12 protein-coding genes are annotated in these 15735 nt (G+C 56.7%); 3 read left to right on the top strand and 9 right to left on the bottom strand.

Going from position 1 to position 15735, the window contains the following annotated elements; translation table 11 throughout:
- Positions 1-231 precede the first annotated feature (231 nt).
- The 9 genes from BLP93_RS10330 to BLP93_RS10290 all read right to left on the bottom strand — a co-directional run bounded on the left by BLP93_RS10330 (position 232) and on the right by BLP93_RS10290 (position 11217).
- The gene (locus BLP93_RS10330; RefSeq protein WP_092121025.1) at positions 232-1152 is read right to left on the bottom strand and encodes an AAA family ATPase; all 921 of its coding nucleotides are present in this window, start codon (positions 1150-1152) and stop codon (positions 232-234) included.
- A 21-nt stretch (positions 1153-1173) separates the two neighbouring features.
- A complete protein-coding gene (locus BLP93_RS10325; protein ID WP_092121022.1) occupies positions 1174-2871 on the bottom strand; it encodes an NAD+ synthase in 1698 nt (565 codons plus the stop codon).
- Between the two features lie 66 nt (positions 2872-2937).
- Positions 2938-3471 (bottom strand): rRNA maturation RNase YbeY, encoded by a 534-nt coding sequence (gene ybeY, locus BLP93_RS10320; protein ID WP_092121019.1) that lies wholly within the window; start codon positions 3469-3471, stop codon positions 2938-2940.
- A complete protein-coding gene (locus BLP93_RS10315) occupies positions 3398-5716 on the bottom strand; it encodes an HD family phosphohydrolase (protein ID WP_092121016.1) in 2319 nt (772 codons plus the stop codon). The genes ybeY and BLP93_RS10315 overlap by 74 nt, the downstream gene beginning before the upstream one ends.
- Complete coding sequence (locus BLP93_RS10310) at positions 5676-6653, bottom strand: PhoH family protein (RefSeq protein WP_092121013.1); 978 nt, start codon at positions 6651-6653, stop codon at positions 5676-5678. The genes BLP93_RS10315 and BLP93_RS10310 overlap by 41 nt, the downstream gene beginning before the upstream one ends.
- A 170-nt stretch (positions 6654-6823) precedes the next feature.
- Positions 6824-7867, bottom strand: a complete 1044-nt coding sequence (moaA, locus tag BLP93_RS10305) for a GTP 3',8-cyclase MoaA (RefSeq protein ID WP_092121010.1) — start codon at positions 7865-7867, stop codon at positions 6824-6826.
- 45 nt (positions 7868-7912) lie between these two features.
- On the bottom strand, positions 7913-9454 hold the full coding sequence (locus BLP93_RS10300) for an NFACT RNA binding domain-containing protein (protein WP_092121007.1): 1542 nt from the start codon (positions 9452-9454) through the stop codon (positions 7913-7915).
- A gap of 159 nt (positions 9455-9613) precedes the next feature.
- Positions 9614-9976, bottom strand: coding sequence for an RNA polymerase-binding protein DksA (gene dksA / locus BLP93_RS10295; RefSeq protein WP_092121004.1), 363 nt, complete (start codon positions 9974-9976; stop codon positions 9614-9616).
- 272 nt (positions 9977-10248) lie between these two features.
- Positions 10249-11217: a Tim44 domain-containing protein gene (locus tag BLP93_RS10290; RefSeq protein WP_092121001.1), complete on the bottom strand. Its 969-nt coding sequence runs from the start codon at positions 11215-11217 to the stop codon at positions 10249-10251.
- Positions 11218-11430: 213 nt separating this feature from the next.
- Here BLP93_RS10290 and BLP93_RS10285 point away from each other — a divergent pair, with 213 nt between their 5' ends.
- From BLP93_RS10285 to BLP93_RS10275, 3 genes are all read left to right on the top strand, one after another.
- Positions 11431-13125 (top strand): FAD-dependent oxidoreductase, encoded by a 1695-nt coding sequence (locus BLP93_RS10285; protein WP_092120998.1) that lies wholly within the window; start codon positions 11431-11433, stop codon positions 13123-13125.
- Positions 13126-13252: 127 nt separating this feature from the next.
- A complete protein-coding gene (thrC, locus tag BLP93_RS10280; RefSeq protein WP_244148718.1) occupies positions 13253-14713 on the top strand; it encodes a threonine synthase in 1461 nt (486 codons plus the stop codon).
- A 22-nt stretch (positions 14714-14735) separates the two neighbouring features.
- Positions 14736-15716: an HD-GYP domain-containing protein gene (locus BLP93_RS10275; RefSeq protein ID WP_161946284.1), complete on the top strand. Its 981-nt coding sequence runs from the start codon at positions 14736-14738 to the stop codon at positions 15714-15716.
- The last annotated feature ends 19 nt before the right edge of the window (positions 15717-15735 follow it).

Genomic DNA, 15735 nt, shown 5'->3' with positions numbered 1-15735 from the left:
AAAATCAAGGCAAGCCGGACCAATCCCGAGTATGATTAGAATTGCTGAATAGACAGCTAACCTTTTCCGGCTCTGAAGCTGAGTAGTACAAACAACGAATGAAATACAAGATTATCAACGCAAGTGCGAGGTAAACAAAAGCCCGGAACTGGTCAATGCATCCGACATGGAGAGTATGCGATGCATGCGGTGAGTGGCTGGTCGAAGTGGTGCGTTTGGAAGTCAGGGCGATCATGGGTGAGGCAGGGGGGTGCGGAGCAGGATGAGGGCGGGTTCTTCGGCGGATTCGTGGGTGGCGTCGTAGGAAGAACGCAAGCGGTGATTGGTGATGGATGGAAGCACGGCCTGGACGTGTTCCGGAAGGACTATGTCCCGGTCGTCAAGATAGGCCCAGGCCTGGGCGCCGCGGAGCAGGGAGCGGCCGGCCCGGGGGGAGAGGCCGGTGGAGAAGTTGTCGGATCTCCGGGATGCGAGGAGCAGGGCCTGAACATAGTCCAAAAGAGCGTCGGACACATGGACTTCCATCACGCTTTGCTGCAGCTCCAGCAGCCGTTCGGGCTGGAGCAGGGCCGTGGACTCGCGCAAGGCTTCGCGGGTGTCTTCGATGCGCAGGAGTTCTCGTTCGGTTCGCGAGTCGGGATATCCCAGGCGCAGGCGCATCAGGAATCGGTCCAGCTGAGATTCGGGCAAAGGGTACGTGCCGATCTGGTGCATCGGGTTTTGGGTGGCGATGACGAAAAACGGGCGGGGCAAGGGTCTGGTTCGACCGTCCGTGGTCACTTGGCCTTCTTCCATGGCCTCCAGCAGGGCGCTTTGGGTCTTCGGCGTGGCCCGGTTGATTTCATCGGCCAAAATGACTTGCGAAAAGATCGGGCCGGGCAGGAAGTTGAAGCTCTGGTCCTTACGGTCGTATATCGATACCCCGAGAATGTCCGCGGGCAGCAGGTCGCTGGTGAATTGAATCCGCTGCATGTTCAGTCCGAGGATGCGGGCCATGGCCTCGGCCAGGGTGGTTTTACCCATGCCGGGAAGATCCTCGATCAGCAAATGGCCCTTGGCCAGCAGACAGGCCAGCGCCAGCTTGATTTCCGTTTGTTTGCCCAACAAATGGCGGCCAATGCCTTCAATGACGGGCTGCAGTTCCGTGTTCACGTCGTTCCTTGTAGGTCCTTGCTATACCGGCCATCGTGCGGCAATGGGCATGCGCCAGCCGGAACCGAAGGCCACATCCGTGATTTTCAGGCCGGGAGCGGCTTGGCGGCGCTTGAATTCCGCGCCCTTGATCAGGCTCACGACCCGGTGCACCACCGCTGGGTCAAATCCTTCCCGGACGATCTCCTCCACCGAGCGATGTTGTTGGACAAAGCGCTCCAGAACGGCGTCCAGGATGTCATATTCCGGGAGGCTGTCCTGGTCCGTCTGATTGGGGCGCAATTCCGCCGTGGGCGGGCGGGTCAGGATTCGCTCCGGGATGACCTGCCCGCGCACGGAATTCAACCACCGGGAGGTGCTGTAGACCAGGGTCTTCGGCACGTCCGCGATGACGCCCAGCCCGCCGGCCATGTCTCCGTACATGGTGCAATAGCCTACGGCCAGTTCGGATTTGTTGCCCGTGGTCAACAACATGGCCCGGTATTTGTTGGACAGCGCCATGAGCAGATTGCCGCGGATCCGGGCCTGGATGTTTTCCTCAGTCACGTCGCGGTCATGTCCGGCAAAAGCCGCGTCCAGACTCTGATCAAAGGCAGCCATCAGACCTTCAATGGGCAGGGTCAGATCCGAGATGCCCAGGTTTGCGGCAAGCTCCAGAGCGTCGTCGACGCTGGCTTGGCTGGTGTACGGTGAAGGCAGCAGCACGCCCAGGACATTGTCCGGTCCCAGGGCCTCGGCGGCAATGGCCGCCGTCAGGGCCGAGTCGATGCCTCCGGAAACGCCGAGCAGGGCCTTGGAAAATCCGAGCTTGTGCAGATAATCCCGCAATCCCAGAACAAGGGCGTTCCAGACTTCTTCCTCGCGGCAAACCGGGGGAAGGCAGTGGAGTCCGGTTGCGTGCGCGGCGTTGGGAGGCGCATCTGTGTCGGATGCGGACGATGTTTTGCAATTTTCGGCGATGTCGACCACGATCAGGTCCTCGGCAAATGAGGCCGCCGTGGCGATTATTTTGCCCCGGGAATCGAAGGCGCAACTGCGGCCGTCAAAAATCAGGTCGTCGTTCCCGCCGACCTGGTTGACATAGACCAGGGGCAGGCGGTGCTTTTTCGCCATGTCCTCGAGCATGCGCAGCCGGATGGCGTGTTTGTCCAGATGAAACGGGGATGCTGAGAGGTTGATGATGCATTGCACGTTCTGACGGGCCAGGTGTTCCACGGGATCGGAGCGGTAACGCCTGGACTTCCAGAAATCCTTGTCGTTCCAGATGTCCTCGCAAATGGTCACGCCGATGCGCCATCCACGCAGCTGGAACCAACCCGGAGCGTCGAAGGGTTCAAAGTAGCGGTCTTCATCGAAAACATCATATGTCGGCAGCAGGGTCTTGTGAAAGGTGGCCTCGACCACGCCGCTGCGCAACAAGGCCGCGCAGTTCCACAGGGCGCGGCCCTGGGACTGGGTGTTGTGCTCGGCCAGACCGGCCAGAACAGGTGGCGCATCTCGCAGTTCCAGACTGAGATTGCGCAGGACGGCCCAGCTTTTGTCGATGAAACTTTTGTTCAGCAGCAGGTCCCGAGGCGGGTACCCCAGCAGCGACAACTCGGAACAGACGCACAGATCCGCGTCCTGTTCGGCCGCCTTGCGGGCCGCAACCGCAATTTTGCGGGCATTCCCTTCAAGATCGCCGACAAGGTAGTTGTTCTGGAGCAATGCAATGCGCATATGGGACTCGATGTGGGTTGGCATGCCGAAGGAGGACGCGCCGGTCAGTGCCGGAGCGTTCCCGTCTTAAGATTCTGAATTCGCTGAATAGTTAACGAAATGTGTGCCTTGCATCAAAACCACGGTGTTCTCCGTCATTTCCTCCATGAGCTCTCCATGTTCGTACCCGGCCAGGTGGAGCAGGGCGTGGGTCAGGAGGCGGATGAAATGACTTTGGGGATCCTGCTGGTAGAGAAAGGCTTCCCGAAGAACCGCATCAGCACTGACAACAACCGAACCGAGATTGTCGTAAGATCCCGGGACGGAATTCTCAAGGGGGAAGCTGAGGACGTTGGTCGGCCCCATCCCGCCCAGGTGTCGGCGGTGCAGATCCGTGATCAGCTGATCCGAGGTGATGCGCAGCTCAACGCCCGCTCCCTGAAGCTGGTTCGCTGCCATGATCCGCTCCAGAATCTCCCGCAATTCCCTCCGGTTCAACGGCAATACGGGATGGCGTGAAGCCTCCGGATCTACCAGTAGGGTGATATCAGCGGGCCGCGGCGATGCGCAGCGCCGGGGCCTTGGCCGTTTCGACTTTGATCGGTGTTGTGGTTGCGGCATTGGCTCGGGGTTGGGGGTAGTCGATGCGTTGATGAAAGATTCCCGTAAGGATGCGCTGGAACGTCTCGCTGAGGATATTCAGGTCCTTCAGACTGAGATCCGAGTCGTCGAGCTGGCCCTCATTGAAGACCGCGCGCACTAGATTTTGAATATGATTGCGGACCCGACTCGGGGTGGGGTCCACCAGGGTTCGGCTGGAGGCTTCAATGGCGTCGGCCAGCAGGATTATCCCGGCTTCCTTGGTTTGCGGCTTGGGGCCGGGATAGCAGAAATCCGCTTCCCGGATGTTTTCCGTTCCTCTTTCCTCCTTCTGGGTAAGTGCTTTCTGGTAGAAGTAGGAGATCAGACGGGTGCCGTGGTGCTGCTGGATCAGGTCCGTGATTTCCGGTCCCAGCTTGTGCTTGGCAGCCAGCTCCGCGCCTTTTTTGACGTGGGAGATGAGAATCAGGGCGCTCATGGACGGTGCCAGCTTGTCGTGCTTGTTCTCGCAACCGAACTGATTCTCGATAAAGTAGTGGGGATTCTTGACTTTGCCGATGTCGTGGTACAAGGCCGCCACCTTGGCCAGGAGCGGATTCGCGCCGATGGCCTTGGCTCCGGCTTCGGCCATGTTGGCGACGATGAGGCAGTGATGGTAGGTGCCGGGAGCATTGACCATCAGATCCTGGAGCAGGGGCTGTTCCAGACTCATCATTTCCAGGAGCTTGAAGCGGGAGGTGTAGCCGAACAGATATTCCACCACCGGGCTGAAGGCCAGCAGGAGCAGGATGGAAAGCACGGCGCCCGTAGCGCTGAACATGGCTCCGGCGGCAAACCAGCTTACGCCTTGAAAATCCAGGAGGTTGAGGGCCGCCCAGGTTCCCAAGATCAGGGCGAGCAGCGGCAGACCGGTACGCAGAATGTCGGTTCTGGTCTGGGCTCCGCGCAGCAGCATGGCGCACCCCACCGCACCCATAAGGTAGAACAGAAACACGTCAAAGCCGGCATGGAGCATTTGGGTGCAGAGAAAGGCCAGCAACGCTCCTGAAAAAATGCAAATCAGCAACGGGAAAAACAGGGCCAGAACTCCGGCAGCTCCGGCAATGGGCAGGCTGTACACAAAGACGTCCGGGGTCAGGTACAACAATTCCTGGCTCAGGGGGAACCTGGAAAACGCAACGAATTTGGCCATGGCGGCAAAGGTAAGCATGACCAAAGCCAGAAGCAGGGCGTCCTTGGGGGTCAATCGCTTGTTGATGCTGTTGGCGGCCTGAAAAATCGCCAGGGTGAAGAGCAGGGAGATGACCAGAACGCCGCTGAAGCGATCCCAGTTGTATCTGCCGGTCTGGTCATGGAAAAAAGCCTGCATCTTGCGCTGCTGGTCCGCGGAAACACGCTCGGACTTGCGGACGATGATCTCGCCCTTCTTGATCTGATAAAAAACCGGCTCCACGGCCAGCTTGGCGCTGTTCAGGCGGGTCTGGGTGGCTTCCTGGTTCAACGTCAAATTCGGCCGCAACAACGGGGAGAGCAGTTCCTCGGCAGCCCGGCGGACCGACACGGGCAGGTTCAGGTTGTCGCGCAGGTGCCGGTCCAGATTGCGCAACAGGACTTCCAGATCCGGAAAATCCAGGGCGTTGAGGTGGAGCTGTTCAGTCTCCGAGGACAGTTCCCGGACAATCACGCCCGTGGTGATATCCGAGACAAATCTGCGTTCCGAGAGAATCCCCTTGCTGTAGGCTTCCTCAAGCCAGGGAACGATTTTGGTGACGATCAGATCATGGAAGGACTGCTTCCGCCATTCATTCCATACCCCGGCCGGAATGCGGATATTCAATTCCTCGGCCACCAGGTTCTGGATATCGGCCAGGTTTTCCGGAGTGGATGAGTGAATGACGTCCAGCAGATTGACGATTTTCCTGGCCATTTGGGCAAAAGGAATCTGGGCCAGATCAAAAACCGGAGGCTGGGTCTGGGCCACCATTTCCCGGCGCGTGCGCGTGGAGATGTCGTCCTCGATAAGCAGATCCCTGGGGGCGGTGACGTCGTGGGTGGCAATTTCCCCCTGGACGAAGATTCGTCCGCCGGGTTCAATGCTGACTCCGGAGAGGGCCGCTACAAGAACCATGCAGGCCATGAACACCAAAAGGCTGCCGGCACTGTTTTCCAGGGGCCGGGCGGTTTTTGGTGAAAGCAGGACGTCAGCCTTGACGGCCCCTTTGGCGCTATTCTTTTTTGGCGAAGTCTTGCTGTGAGTATCGGTCATAGGCAGTGACAATGCGACCAACGAGCGGATGTCGAATGACGTCTTTATCGTTAAAATGAATGAATTGGAGGCCGGATACCTTTGAGAGAACCCGTTCAGCTTGAATCAAACCGGATCTGGCATGGATCGGCAGATCGATCTGGGTAATGTCTCCGGTGACCACTGCCTTGGAGCCGAAACCAAGTCTGGTCAGGAACATCTTCATCTGTTCAGGAGTCGTGTTCTGGGCTTCATCCAGAATGATGAAGGAGTCGTTGAGCGTGCGGCCGCGCATGAACGCCAGGGGCGCTATCTCAATCATCCCGTCCTCCAGCATTTCCTGGACCTTGCGAAACTCGACCATGTCGTGCAGGGCGTCGTATAATGGTCTGAGGTACGGATTGATCTTTTCGGCCAGATCGCCGGGCAGGAAGCCGAGTTTTTCCCCGGCTTCCACGGCGGGCCGGGTCAGCACCAGCCGCTTGACCTCTTTCTTGATCAGTGCCGATACCGCCATGGCAACGGCGAGGTACGTCTTGCCCGTACCGGCCGGGCCGATGCCGAAGACCAGATCCTTCTTGCGAATCGCCTGGAGGTAGTGGCGTTGGTTGACGGTGCGCGGCGTGATGGTCCGCTTCGGAGAAACAGCATACACGACGTCCTTGAAGACGCTTTTGATGTCGGCCTTGGGATCCTGGCTCAGAATGCGCCAGGCATGGTCCACATCCTGGGTGGTGATTGTTTGATTGGCCCGTAGCAATCCGTGGAGCTGGACCAGGCAGTTCGCGACCAGATCCACAAGTTCAGGTTCCTGTCCGTTGAGGACGGCGACCGAGCCGTGACTGTCCACGGAAATACCGCTCAACTCGGCAAGTTGCAGCAGGTGAGCGTTGTGCGGTCCAAACAGTTTTTGCGCCTCCGCGGCGCTCTGGAATTCCAGACGACGTTCAATGGTCATTATTTTGAGAAACACCTCATATGCTTAATGAGAGAAGAGGATGCGATTTACGCAGGGACTCTGTGCGGGCACATTACCCAAGGACCCGTGTCCTGTGCGGGCGAGAAAAGAGTGGATGCGATAAGTATGCCATAGTGGCACGCCGCGCCGCTGCGTTGATCCGATAATGATCAGCCCCCGATAGCCGACATGATCTTGCGGCAAACGGAGCCTTGGCGACCTTGTGCCGCGAGAATTTCGTGTCCCATGGGTTTGATTTTGCCGGCCCGGATGATCACGCGGCGCAGATGCTCCCGCCCCAGTTTGGAAGAACGCAGAATCGGCCGCAGCCGATATTCCTTGTCCGAGAACAGACAGGTGCGCAAACGTCCGTCCGGAGTAATGCGCAATCGGTTGCATTGCCCACAGAAGTGGGAACTCATGGGGGATATTACCCCGATTCGGCCCTTGCCGCCGACAATTTCAAACATCCGGGCCGGCCCGTTCCGTTTGCCTGATTCCGTGACAGGCTTCAGCTGGACAACCTCCTGGGCCTGCTGGAGTATTTCCCTGGAGGTCCAGACTTGATCGGGACGCCAGACGGTTTTTTCACCCACGGGCATAAATTCGATGAAGCGCACGTCCAAAGGCTGGTTTTCGGCCAGGCGGATAAAAGCCGCCAGTTCGTCGTCATTGATGCCCTTCATGGCCACGACATTGATCTTGATCCGCAATCCATAATCCAGGCATTGATCGATTGCGCCGCGGACAGGGAGAAAAAAATCCCGCCCGGTGATGCGCTGGAACTTGGCCCTGTCCAGGGTGTCCAGGGAGATGTTCAGCCCCTTGATGCCGATTTTCTTGAGTGCGGGGATCTTGCCGCCCAGCAGGGTTGCGTTGGTGGTCAGACGCATGTCCAACTGGGGGTGGGCATCCAGAATTCGTTCCAGAAAATGCAAAAAATTTTTGCGAATGAACGGTTCGCCGCCAGTCAGCCGGACTTTGGAGATGTTCAGCGTCGAAGCCACGGCAATCAATTCCAGGCACTCCTCATAACTGAGCATCTGGTCATGGGGAAGCATTTTCAGTCCTTCGCAGGAACGGCAGTACAGGCATCGCAGATTGCATCGATCCGTGATGCTCAGGCGCAGATAATTGATGGACCGGCCATGCTGGTCGGTCATGGTTTCCGATTGCGCGGAAGGAACGCGAACACGTTCTAGGGGTTGTGTCATGGGCTCAGGCCAGAATGCAGATGGTAGTTTTCAGGAACAGGAAGATCAATAGGGCTTTCCGTCTTCCACGACCCGCAATATTCTTTCTAAATTTGGGTCCAGAGTGACATGGAGCGTTTGGTGGACTCGGTCCACTCTGGCCAAACCAGGCGTACCTTTGACGGCACGAACGTATTTGACCTGCGCGCAGATAATCGTTGCGCTGTCGGAGCTGGAAAAATGGCTTGCCAGTCCGGCCAGACCCGCTGCCTCGATCATGGTTTGTTCTGGAACGTCCTGTTCCGGAAAATCGCGTTTCAAGATCAGATGGGCTCCGGGACCATCGGCCGCATGAAACCAGAAGTCGAAGGAACTTGCCGTCTTGGTGAGCAGAGCGTGGTTGGCTTTCTGGTTCTTGCCGCGCAACATCACAAAACCGTCGCTACTCAAAAAGCGGTGCAGGGGCAAGGATATGCTCTTGCGATCAGGAAGCTTTCGTTTCCGGTGGGATGCGTTCTTTGGCTCCGGCGTGGTTCGCTGCACCGTAGCATGAGCCGGAGAGGCTTCCGTCTTGATCGCTTCCCGACGGCGTTGAACATGGACCAGACCGCGTCGGCCCTTGTCGGCGAGCCGGAACCAGCGTTCCATGTTTTCCAGGATTGTCAACTTTGCATCCAGAACAAGATCGACCATGGTGTCGTCATCTTCCGGAAGCGTGATTCGCTCAAGCCTGGAACGCCCGGTGACCTGGGCCGGAAGTTGGTAGAGGTTCCGGCGGATCAACTGGGCCCTCTCCGCCAACTGTACGAAACCCAACAGGCGCTGTTCGTCGGCATCCAGGTTTTTCAGCAAGCGTTTTTTACGCTTGTGGACCCGCACTGTGGCGAGCTTGTCCACGGATGTCTTGTCTTGAAAGAAAATTTCGTCGGCAAGCAATGTTGCCGCCATGAAGGCGGTTGAGCAACGTGTTTCCGTGCTGGTCCTTCGGATTGGCTCAGGAAGGATCCAAGGGCAGGCGAAACTCTGGCTCGAAGGGGACTGATAGACGAAAAAACTGTCCGGCGGCAGCCCGGAAGCAAACCCGTTCAGCAGCGTATTACCTAAGTCTTCGGGCAGGTTTTGCAAGGTCTGGCGCATGAGTGGAGAAACTTGGGGGTGTGCATGCCATATCTGGGAATCTCCATGAATCTGTTCAAGCGAAGGCCAACTGGATGCATCATTTCCCCATTCCGGGGCCTGGTTTTCGAGACCAACGCCTTTTTTTGCATCCAGAATCAACCATGATGTCGGTTCTTGCAATCCCATGCCCATGGCCAAACGGCGATGCACCCAATCCGAGCGGATTTCCAGGATGCGCTTGCCCTGGATTCTTTTGCGCAGCCCCATGACCTGGGATGTGGGGGTTGCAGGATTCTCCGGGAAACGCGAGGAGAGTGTCATGGAAACGCTTTCGGGGTGGTGGGAAAACAGAAGATGGCGAGGATGCTCCCCAGGTTGGAGGCGAAAAGTCCACAACCCCAGTCGCGGTGCGTAAATACGTTCCAGACGCCTGCCAAGAACCATGGGCTGAAGTTCTCGGACTAGATGACGATAAAGAAGAGCCTCCATTGGTGTTGAAGTTCAAAGGGTGATTACGCCCCACGGTTGTAATGAAGCCGTTGCGCATGGATTTGCCAAAGATGGCCAAAGGGACTGAGCAACGTCAAAATCCGCGACAGCGTGTCCAAAGCCCGGAGGCGAATCCGACGGCCGGCGTGCATGACCCGGCTACTCGCCGCGCAGGCTTTCTTCCTCTTCCCGAATGCTCTTGCATTTGATGCACAGCGTGGTCACCGGCCTGGCCTTGAGTCGCTCGATGCTGATGTCCTCGCCGCAATCTTCGCACATGCCGAAGTTTCCACTCTGGATACGACCGAGGGCCTCCTGGATTTTGGGGATGAGCTTACGTTCACGATCCCGGAGGCGCAACATGAAAGACCGATCCGTTTCCATCGTCGCCCGGTCCGCCGGGTCGGCATGGACCTCCCGATTGTCGGTCATTTCATCCAGGGATTCTAATCCGCGCTGGCTGAGATCCTGCAGGGTGTCCTTGAGCAGCTTGTCGAAATAATCCAGGTCGATCTGTTTCATTTTAACTCCATGATCTGCAAAGTTGGTATGTTTTTGCGAGGCAGAAAAACCAAAGTAATCCGGACCTCGGCCGGATGATTACGTTGTGTGTAATTATCCGGCTGTAGCGAATCAAGAAATATAAAAGTGTACAAAAATAATTGCAATATCTGATGGAGCAGTCACTAGTGCCAAAATTCAGGTCGTAAATTCACTTTGGGCATTTACGGGGACAACCGGCATGACGTCTTCGCCGGCTGTCCCCACATGGCGCCGAAGTCCAATCCTTTGCATCAATTGACTTGCTGAATGCCTTCCAACAGCCACATGCCGGTTCCTTCGGAAGGACGGCTGAAATGCCAAATCTCCTGAGTTTGCTTGGCTTCCTCGAGGGGATCTTCTCTGAGCGTCACGTCGAACAAAACGCTGCACACGGTATCTCCGTCCTCCTCTCGAACTTCCAGCAATGACGCTTCCACATGCAGCAGTTCCGTCTGCCCCATGACGGGTGCCGAACTCTGCTGGCGCTTGATTTCGGCGAAGACTTCCCGGGTTGTGAAATTGCGAATGTCATCCAAGTCCCGGTTGTTCCATGATGTCTGCAGACGGCTGTAGGCGGCCTTGGCTCCGGTGAGAAACTCAGCCGTATCGAATCCCTCGGGTACCTGAAGGCTTTGGGAGGTTGAATTTGCAGGTTCGGAATTCAAGGCGTCCCAGGCACTTTTTTCCTTGCCGCTGCTAGGTGTCGCTGTTGTTGAGGTTGATTGACGTTTATGAATGTATTCCACTTGGCTTGAAGGGGCTTGCTCAAGGTTTGGTCCGGCTGTCTGGGCAGCCATGCGGCGGGAGCGGATGAAGCGATACAGCAGATAAAGAATTCCGCCAAAGAGCAGGATGTCGAGGAAGTTGAGTCCGGAAAAGGCGCCCAGACCTCCGGTCAGCAGGGAACCGATCAAGCCTCCCAGGAGCAGTCCGCCGAGCATCCCTCCAAGCATGCCGCCAAAACCGGATCTGGCAGGTGTCTGCTGTGCGGTTTGCTGCTGAGTTTGCCGATTTTGCTGAGTTTGCTGCTGGGTTTGCTGTTGGGTCGGCGCTTCCCGCTGGGTCTGGGCGGGCTGTTGGGCCGGACGCTGTTGGCTGGGTCGGGAACCGAAGGACCTGCTTCCGCCAAGACGCTGGGCCTCGGCGATTTCCGCCAGGACAAATCCACCGATGGCCAAAAAGCAGATCAAGAATGCTAGAACAGTTTTTACACGTGACACGCAATACCTCCTGAAAAATTTTGCGAACCATAATGCAGTCAGGCATGGTGTCAAGTTTTGAATCCTCCGCCTCCAGGAGTCCCTCCCATTCTTTTGTCGCGGAACATCCTTGAACCTTTCCGGCTTCGGGTCTATTCAGGGTATTGCCGGTGCTGATGCGCCGATGATCGTCCATGAGTTGGTACGCATATCCGATTGAGGAGGTAGTGAATCATGCATGTAGTCATAATCGGCGCCGTGGCGCTTGGTCCGAAGGCGGCGTGTCGTCTGAAACGTTTGGCGCCGGATGCCCGGGTGACGATGATCGACCAGGGAGCCCGAGTTTCCTACGGCGGTTGCGGAATCCCATATTATGTTTCCGGGGACATCAGCGATGTCAAGGAATTGCAGTCCACGAGCTTTCACATGGTCCGCGATCCCAAGTTTTTTCATGGAGCCAAAGGGGTTGAGGTCCTGACCCGGAAGCGGGCCGATCGCATAGACCGTCAGTCTAGAATTGTTCATGCCACGGATTTGGAATCCGGTGATGCCGTGCAGTTTTCGTATGACAAGCTGGTTCTGGCCATGGGAAGCCGGCCTCGCAAGCTCGATCTGCCGGGAATAAACCTTAACGGCGTGTTTGCCGTGTCCAATCTGGAGGAAGCCGAAGGCATTCGGGCCAGAGTGGAGGCGGGCAAGGTGAGCAAGGCCGTGGTTGTCGGCGCGGGATTCATCGGCCTGGAAATAGCCGAGGCCTTGACGGACATGTGGGGCGTGCAGACCACGGTGGTGGAAATCGCCGATCAGGTGTTGCCCGGATTCGTCAGCGCGGATTTGGCCCGCATGGCCCAGAAACATATGCAGGAGCATGATGTTGCTTTTCGGCTGTCCGCCAATGTACTTGGCTTTGCCGGTGATGGACGTGTGGAACGCGTGCTGCTGGAGGGCGAGGAACTGGAGGCGGATCTGGTGATCATGTCCGCGGGCGTGGTTCCTAATTCGGAGCTGGCCGCTCAGGCCGGACTGGACGTTTCCTCCAAGGGCGCGATCATCGTCAACAGCCGGATGCAGACTTCGGATCCGGATATTTATGCCGGCGGCAATTGCGTGCAGGTGACAAACCTGGTCACGGGGCAGCCCGGCTACTATCCCTTGGGGTCACTGGCCAATCGTCAGGGCCGGGTGATCGGCACGAATCTGGCCGGAGGGGAGGCTGAATTTTCCGGCGCCGTGGGCAGTTTCGCCGTCAAGTTGTTCGAGATTTCCGTTGCCGGGACCGGCCTGAGCCCTGATGCGGCCAAAAGATCCGGATTTGACGCGATCCATTCCCATGTGGTCCAGGCTGACAGGGCGCACTTTTTTCCGGAAAACGAGTTGATGCATCTGGAAATGGTGGTGGAACGAACCGGCCGTGTACTGGGGGCTCAGGGGCTGTGCGCCAAGGGAGACGGCTTGGTGGGGCGGATCGGGGCCGTGGCCGCGGTATTGGGTGATCACCCTCATGTTTCTGTTATCAGTAATCTGGAATATCCGTATTCTCCTCCTTTTTCATCCGCCATGGATATTGTCAACGCCGCGGCCAATGCCGCTGAAAATATTCTGGAAGGCCGGACCTCTCCACTGAGCATTGCGGAGTTTTCGGCTCTGTGGGATAATCCTCAGCGCGATTTTCAGGTTCTGGATTGCCGTGGTCAGGCCAACGCTCAGCCGTTTCTTGAGAAATATCCCGATGTGTGGATGAACATTCCGCAGGATGAACTCCGGGAAAGATTGGGTGAAGTGCCCAGGGACAAAAACCTGATCCTGGTCTGCAATGCCGGCGGTCGCTCCTATGAATCTCAAGTAACACTTGAAGAAGCCGGCGTGTCCGGCTCCCGGAACCTCCAGGGCGGGGTGGCCGCGATTCGCAGGAGCGGGATGGACATTTAGATTTCGTGTGGCTGCCATTGCATCGAAACGGCATCGATTTCGATGACGATTTCGATTGTGATTTCGAATTTTCGGAAAGAGGATATTTCAACTTTCCAAGGACACTATCAACCTTTCAGAGTTTCCCATGACCAATTCATTTTACGATCAATTCCCGTCTCATCGCGGACGGATGGAATATGTTTGCCTGGGGTGCCGGGCCAGATTGGACATTGATGAGCTGTACTACACCTGTCCCCAGTGCAATGAAGTTCTGCTGCTGGAGGATACACAGTTCGATGAGCTGCGGCGCACCAGTCCGGAGCAGTGGCGGGAGGCCTTTGATCTGCGGGCGGCGACCCGTCGGTCCGACCTCAAGGGCATCTTTCGATTTTATGAATTGACCGCTCCGGTACTGGAGCCGGAGGACATCGTCTGGCTGGGCGAGGGCAACACCCCGATCATTCCGGCTTCCTCGGCGCTTGCAGGCCATGTCGGTCAGGATCTGGCCTTCAAGAACGACGGCCAGAACCCCAGCGCCTCGTTCAAGGACCGCGGCATGGCTTGCGCCTTCAGCTACCTGAAGGCCCTGATCCGGCGTCACGGCTGGGATCAGGTGCTCACGGTCTGCGCATCCACCGGAGATACATCGGCCGCCGCGGCCCTCTACGCGGCTTATGTCGGCGGCGCCATCAAGAGCGTGGTGCTGTTGCCTCAGGGCAAGGTTACGCCCCAGCAATTGGCCCAGCCCCTGGGCAGCGGAGCCGTGGTTCTGGAACTGCCCGGCGTCTTTGACGACTGCATGAAGGTGGTGGAGTATCTGGCCGAGAACTACCGAGTGGCCCTGCTGAATTCAAAAAACGCCTGGCGCATTCTCGGGCAGGAATCGTATGCCTTTGAAGTGGCCCAGCATTATGCCTGGGATATGGCGGACAAGGCCGTGTTCGTGCCCATCGGCAACGCAGGCAACGTCACGGCGATCATGAGCGGTTTTTTGAAACTGCACCGCCTTGGGATCATCGAGCAGTTGCCCAGGATCTTCGGCGTCCAGTCCGCACATGCCGACCCGGTCTACAAGTATTACGACGAGAGTGATCCCGCCAAACGCGCCTACCACCCGGTGACCGTGCAATCCAGCGTGGCTCAAGCGGCCATGATCGGCAACCCCGTATCCTTCCCCAGGGTCAGGCATCTTGCGGATCAGTATGAACAGGCCGGAGGACCGGGCATGTTCCATGTGGTTCAGGTGGAGGAGCAGGCCATCATAGAGGGCATGCTTCTGGCCAACCGCCACGGGCATATCGCCTGCACCCAGGGCGGGGAATGCCTGGCCGGCCTGCTGCGGGCCCGGGAGCTGGGCCTGATGCAGGCCCAAGAGACCGCCGTGCTGGATGCCACGGCCCATAGCCTGAAATTCATCGGATTTCAGGAAATGTATTTCGAGAACAGCTTTCCTTCGGAATACGGCATTACTCCTCGGGAAGAATTGATGAATGCACCACGACGGGTATTGTCGCCTGACGTCAAGGTACGTCTGTCGTCACGGGAATATACCCTGGAAGCGGGGCGGGCCGTGGCTGAAGTGCTGCACCTGCAAGCAAAACTATAAGCACATAACCATCAGCATGGACATGGATTCAAACTATCTTCAAATTCAGCCTCTGTTGTTGATGCTTACCGACAAGCATTTTGATTTCAACATCTATCTCTATCAAAACGACAACTATATCCTTTACGCGACACCGGAAAATTTCACGGAAGAACATCGGAGCAGACTGATCCGAAACGGCATTGAAAATCTGTACATCGACAACAGTGACAAGCTGACCTATGAGTTGTTCATTGAGAAAAATCTGCCGGATATTCTGGAAAGTTCCAAAGTTCCTCTGCAAGCAAAGTCGAAGATTTTGTACAACCACTCCCTGGATGTCGTTGAGTCATTTTTCATTCAGTCCGGCAAAGAGTATCTGAACAAGGAAAGTTACCAGAAGATGGTCGCTTTGGTAGACAACATCTACGGTTTTCTTGAAAAGAATCCCTATGCCATCCAATCCATGCGGAGCCTGATAGCAACCCACTACAGAGAATACATTCATTGCATAAATACGGCCTTATATGCCATATCCTTGCTGATTTACCATAACGAAGACTCTGGAAGGAAGCTTCGAAAATCCTTTGTTCGACAGGTGGGAGTGGGGGCGCTGCTGCATGACATCGGCAAGTCCAAGGTTCACCAGTCGATTCTTTCAAAACCCGCGGCCCTGACTTCGAATGAGTTCGAGGAAGTCAAAAAGCATCCTATATATGGCCTGGAGATGTGTCAGCACATGAAGTTGTCGCAACCCGTCACTCAATGCGTTATGTTTCACCACGAGAAATTAGACGGCTCCGGATATCCCAGTGGTACAAAAAATATTCCGGATCATGTGCGGATTGTCACCATTGCGGATATGTTCGACGCCATCACCTGCGACAGACCCTACCGGAAACACAAGGTAACAGGATTCGAGGCTTTGAAGATTATCTCTAAGGATGTTGAGCGTGGCAAACTTGATCGAGCCATGGTGGCTTCATTCATCAGGATGATCAGCCAGGGCATGATCCGGCTCTGATGCTTTCAACGGGACGCAT

The organism is Desulfonatronum thiosulfatophilum (genome assembly GCF_900104215.1).
Taxonomy (GTDB): Bacteria; Desulfobacterota; Desulfovibrionia; order Desulfovibrionales; family Desulfonatronaceae; genus Desulfonatronum; species Desulfonatronum thiosulfatophilum.
Note: the sequence above shows the minus strand (reverse complement) of the source record. Positions and strands in the feature narration are given on the sequence as shown.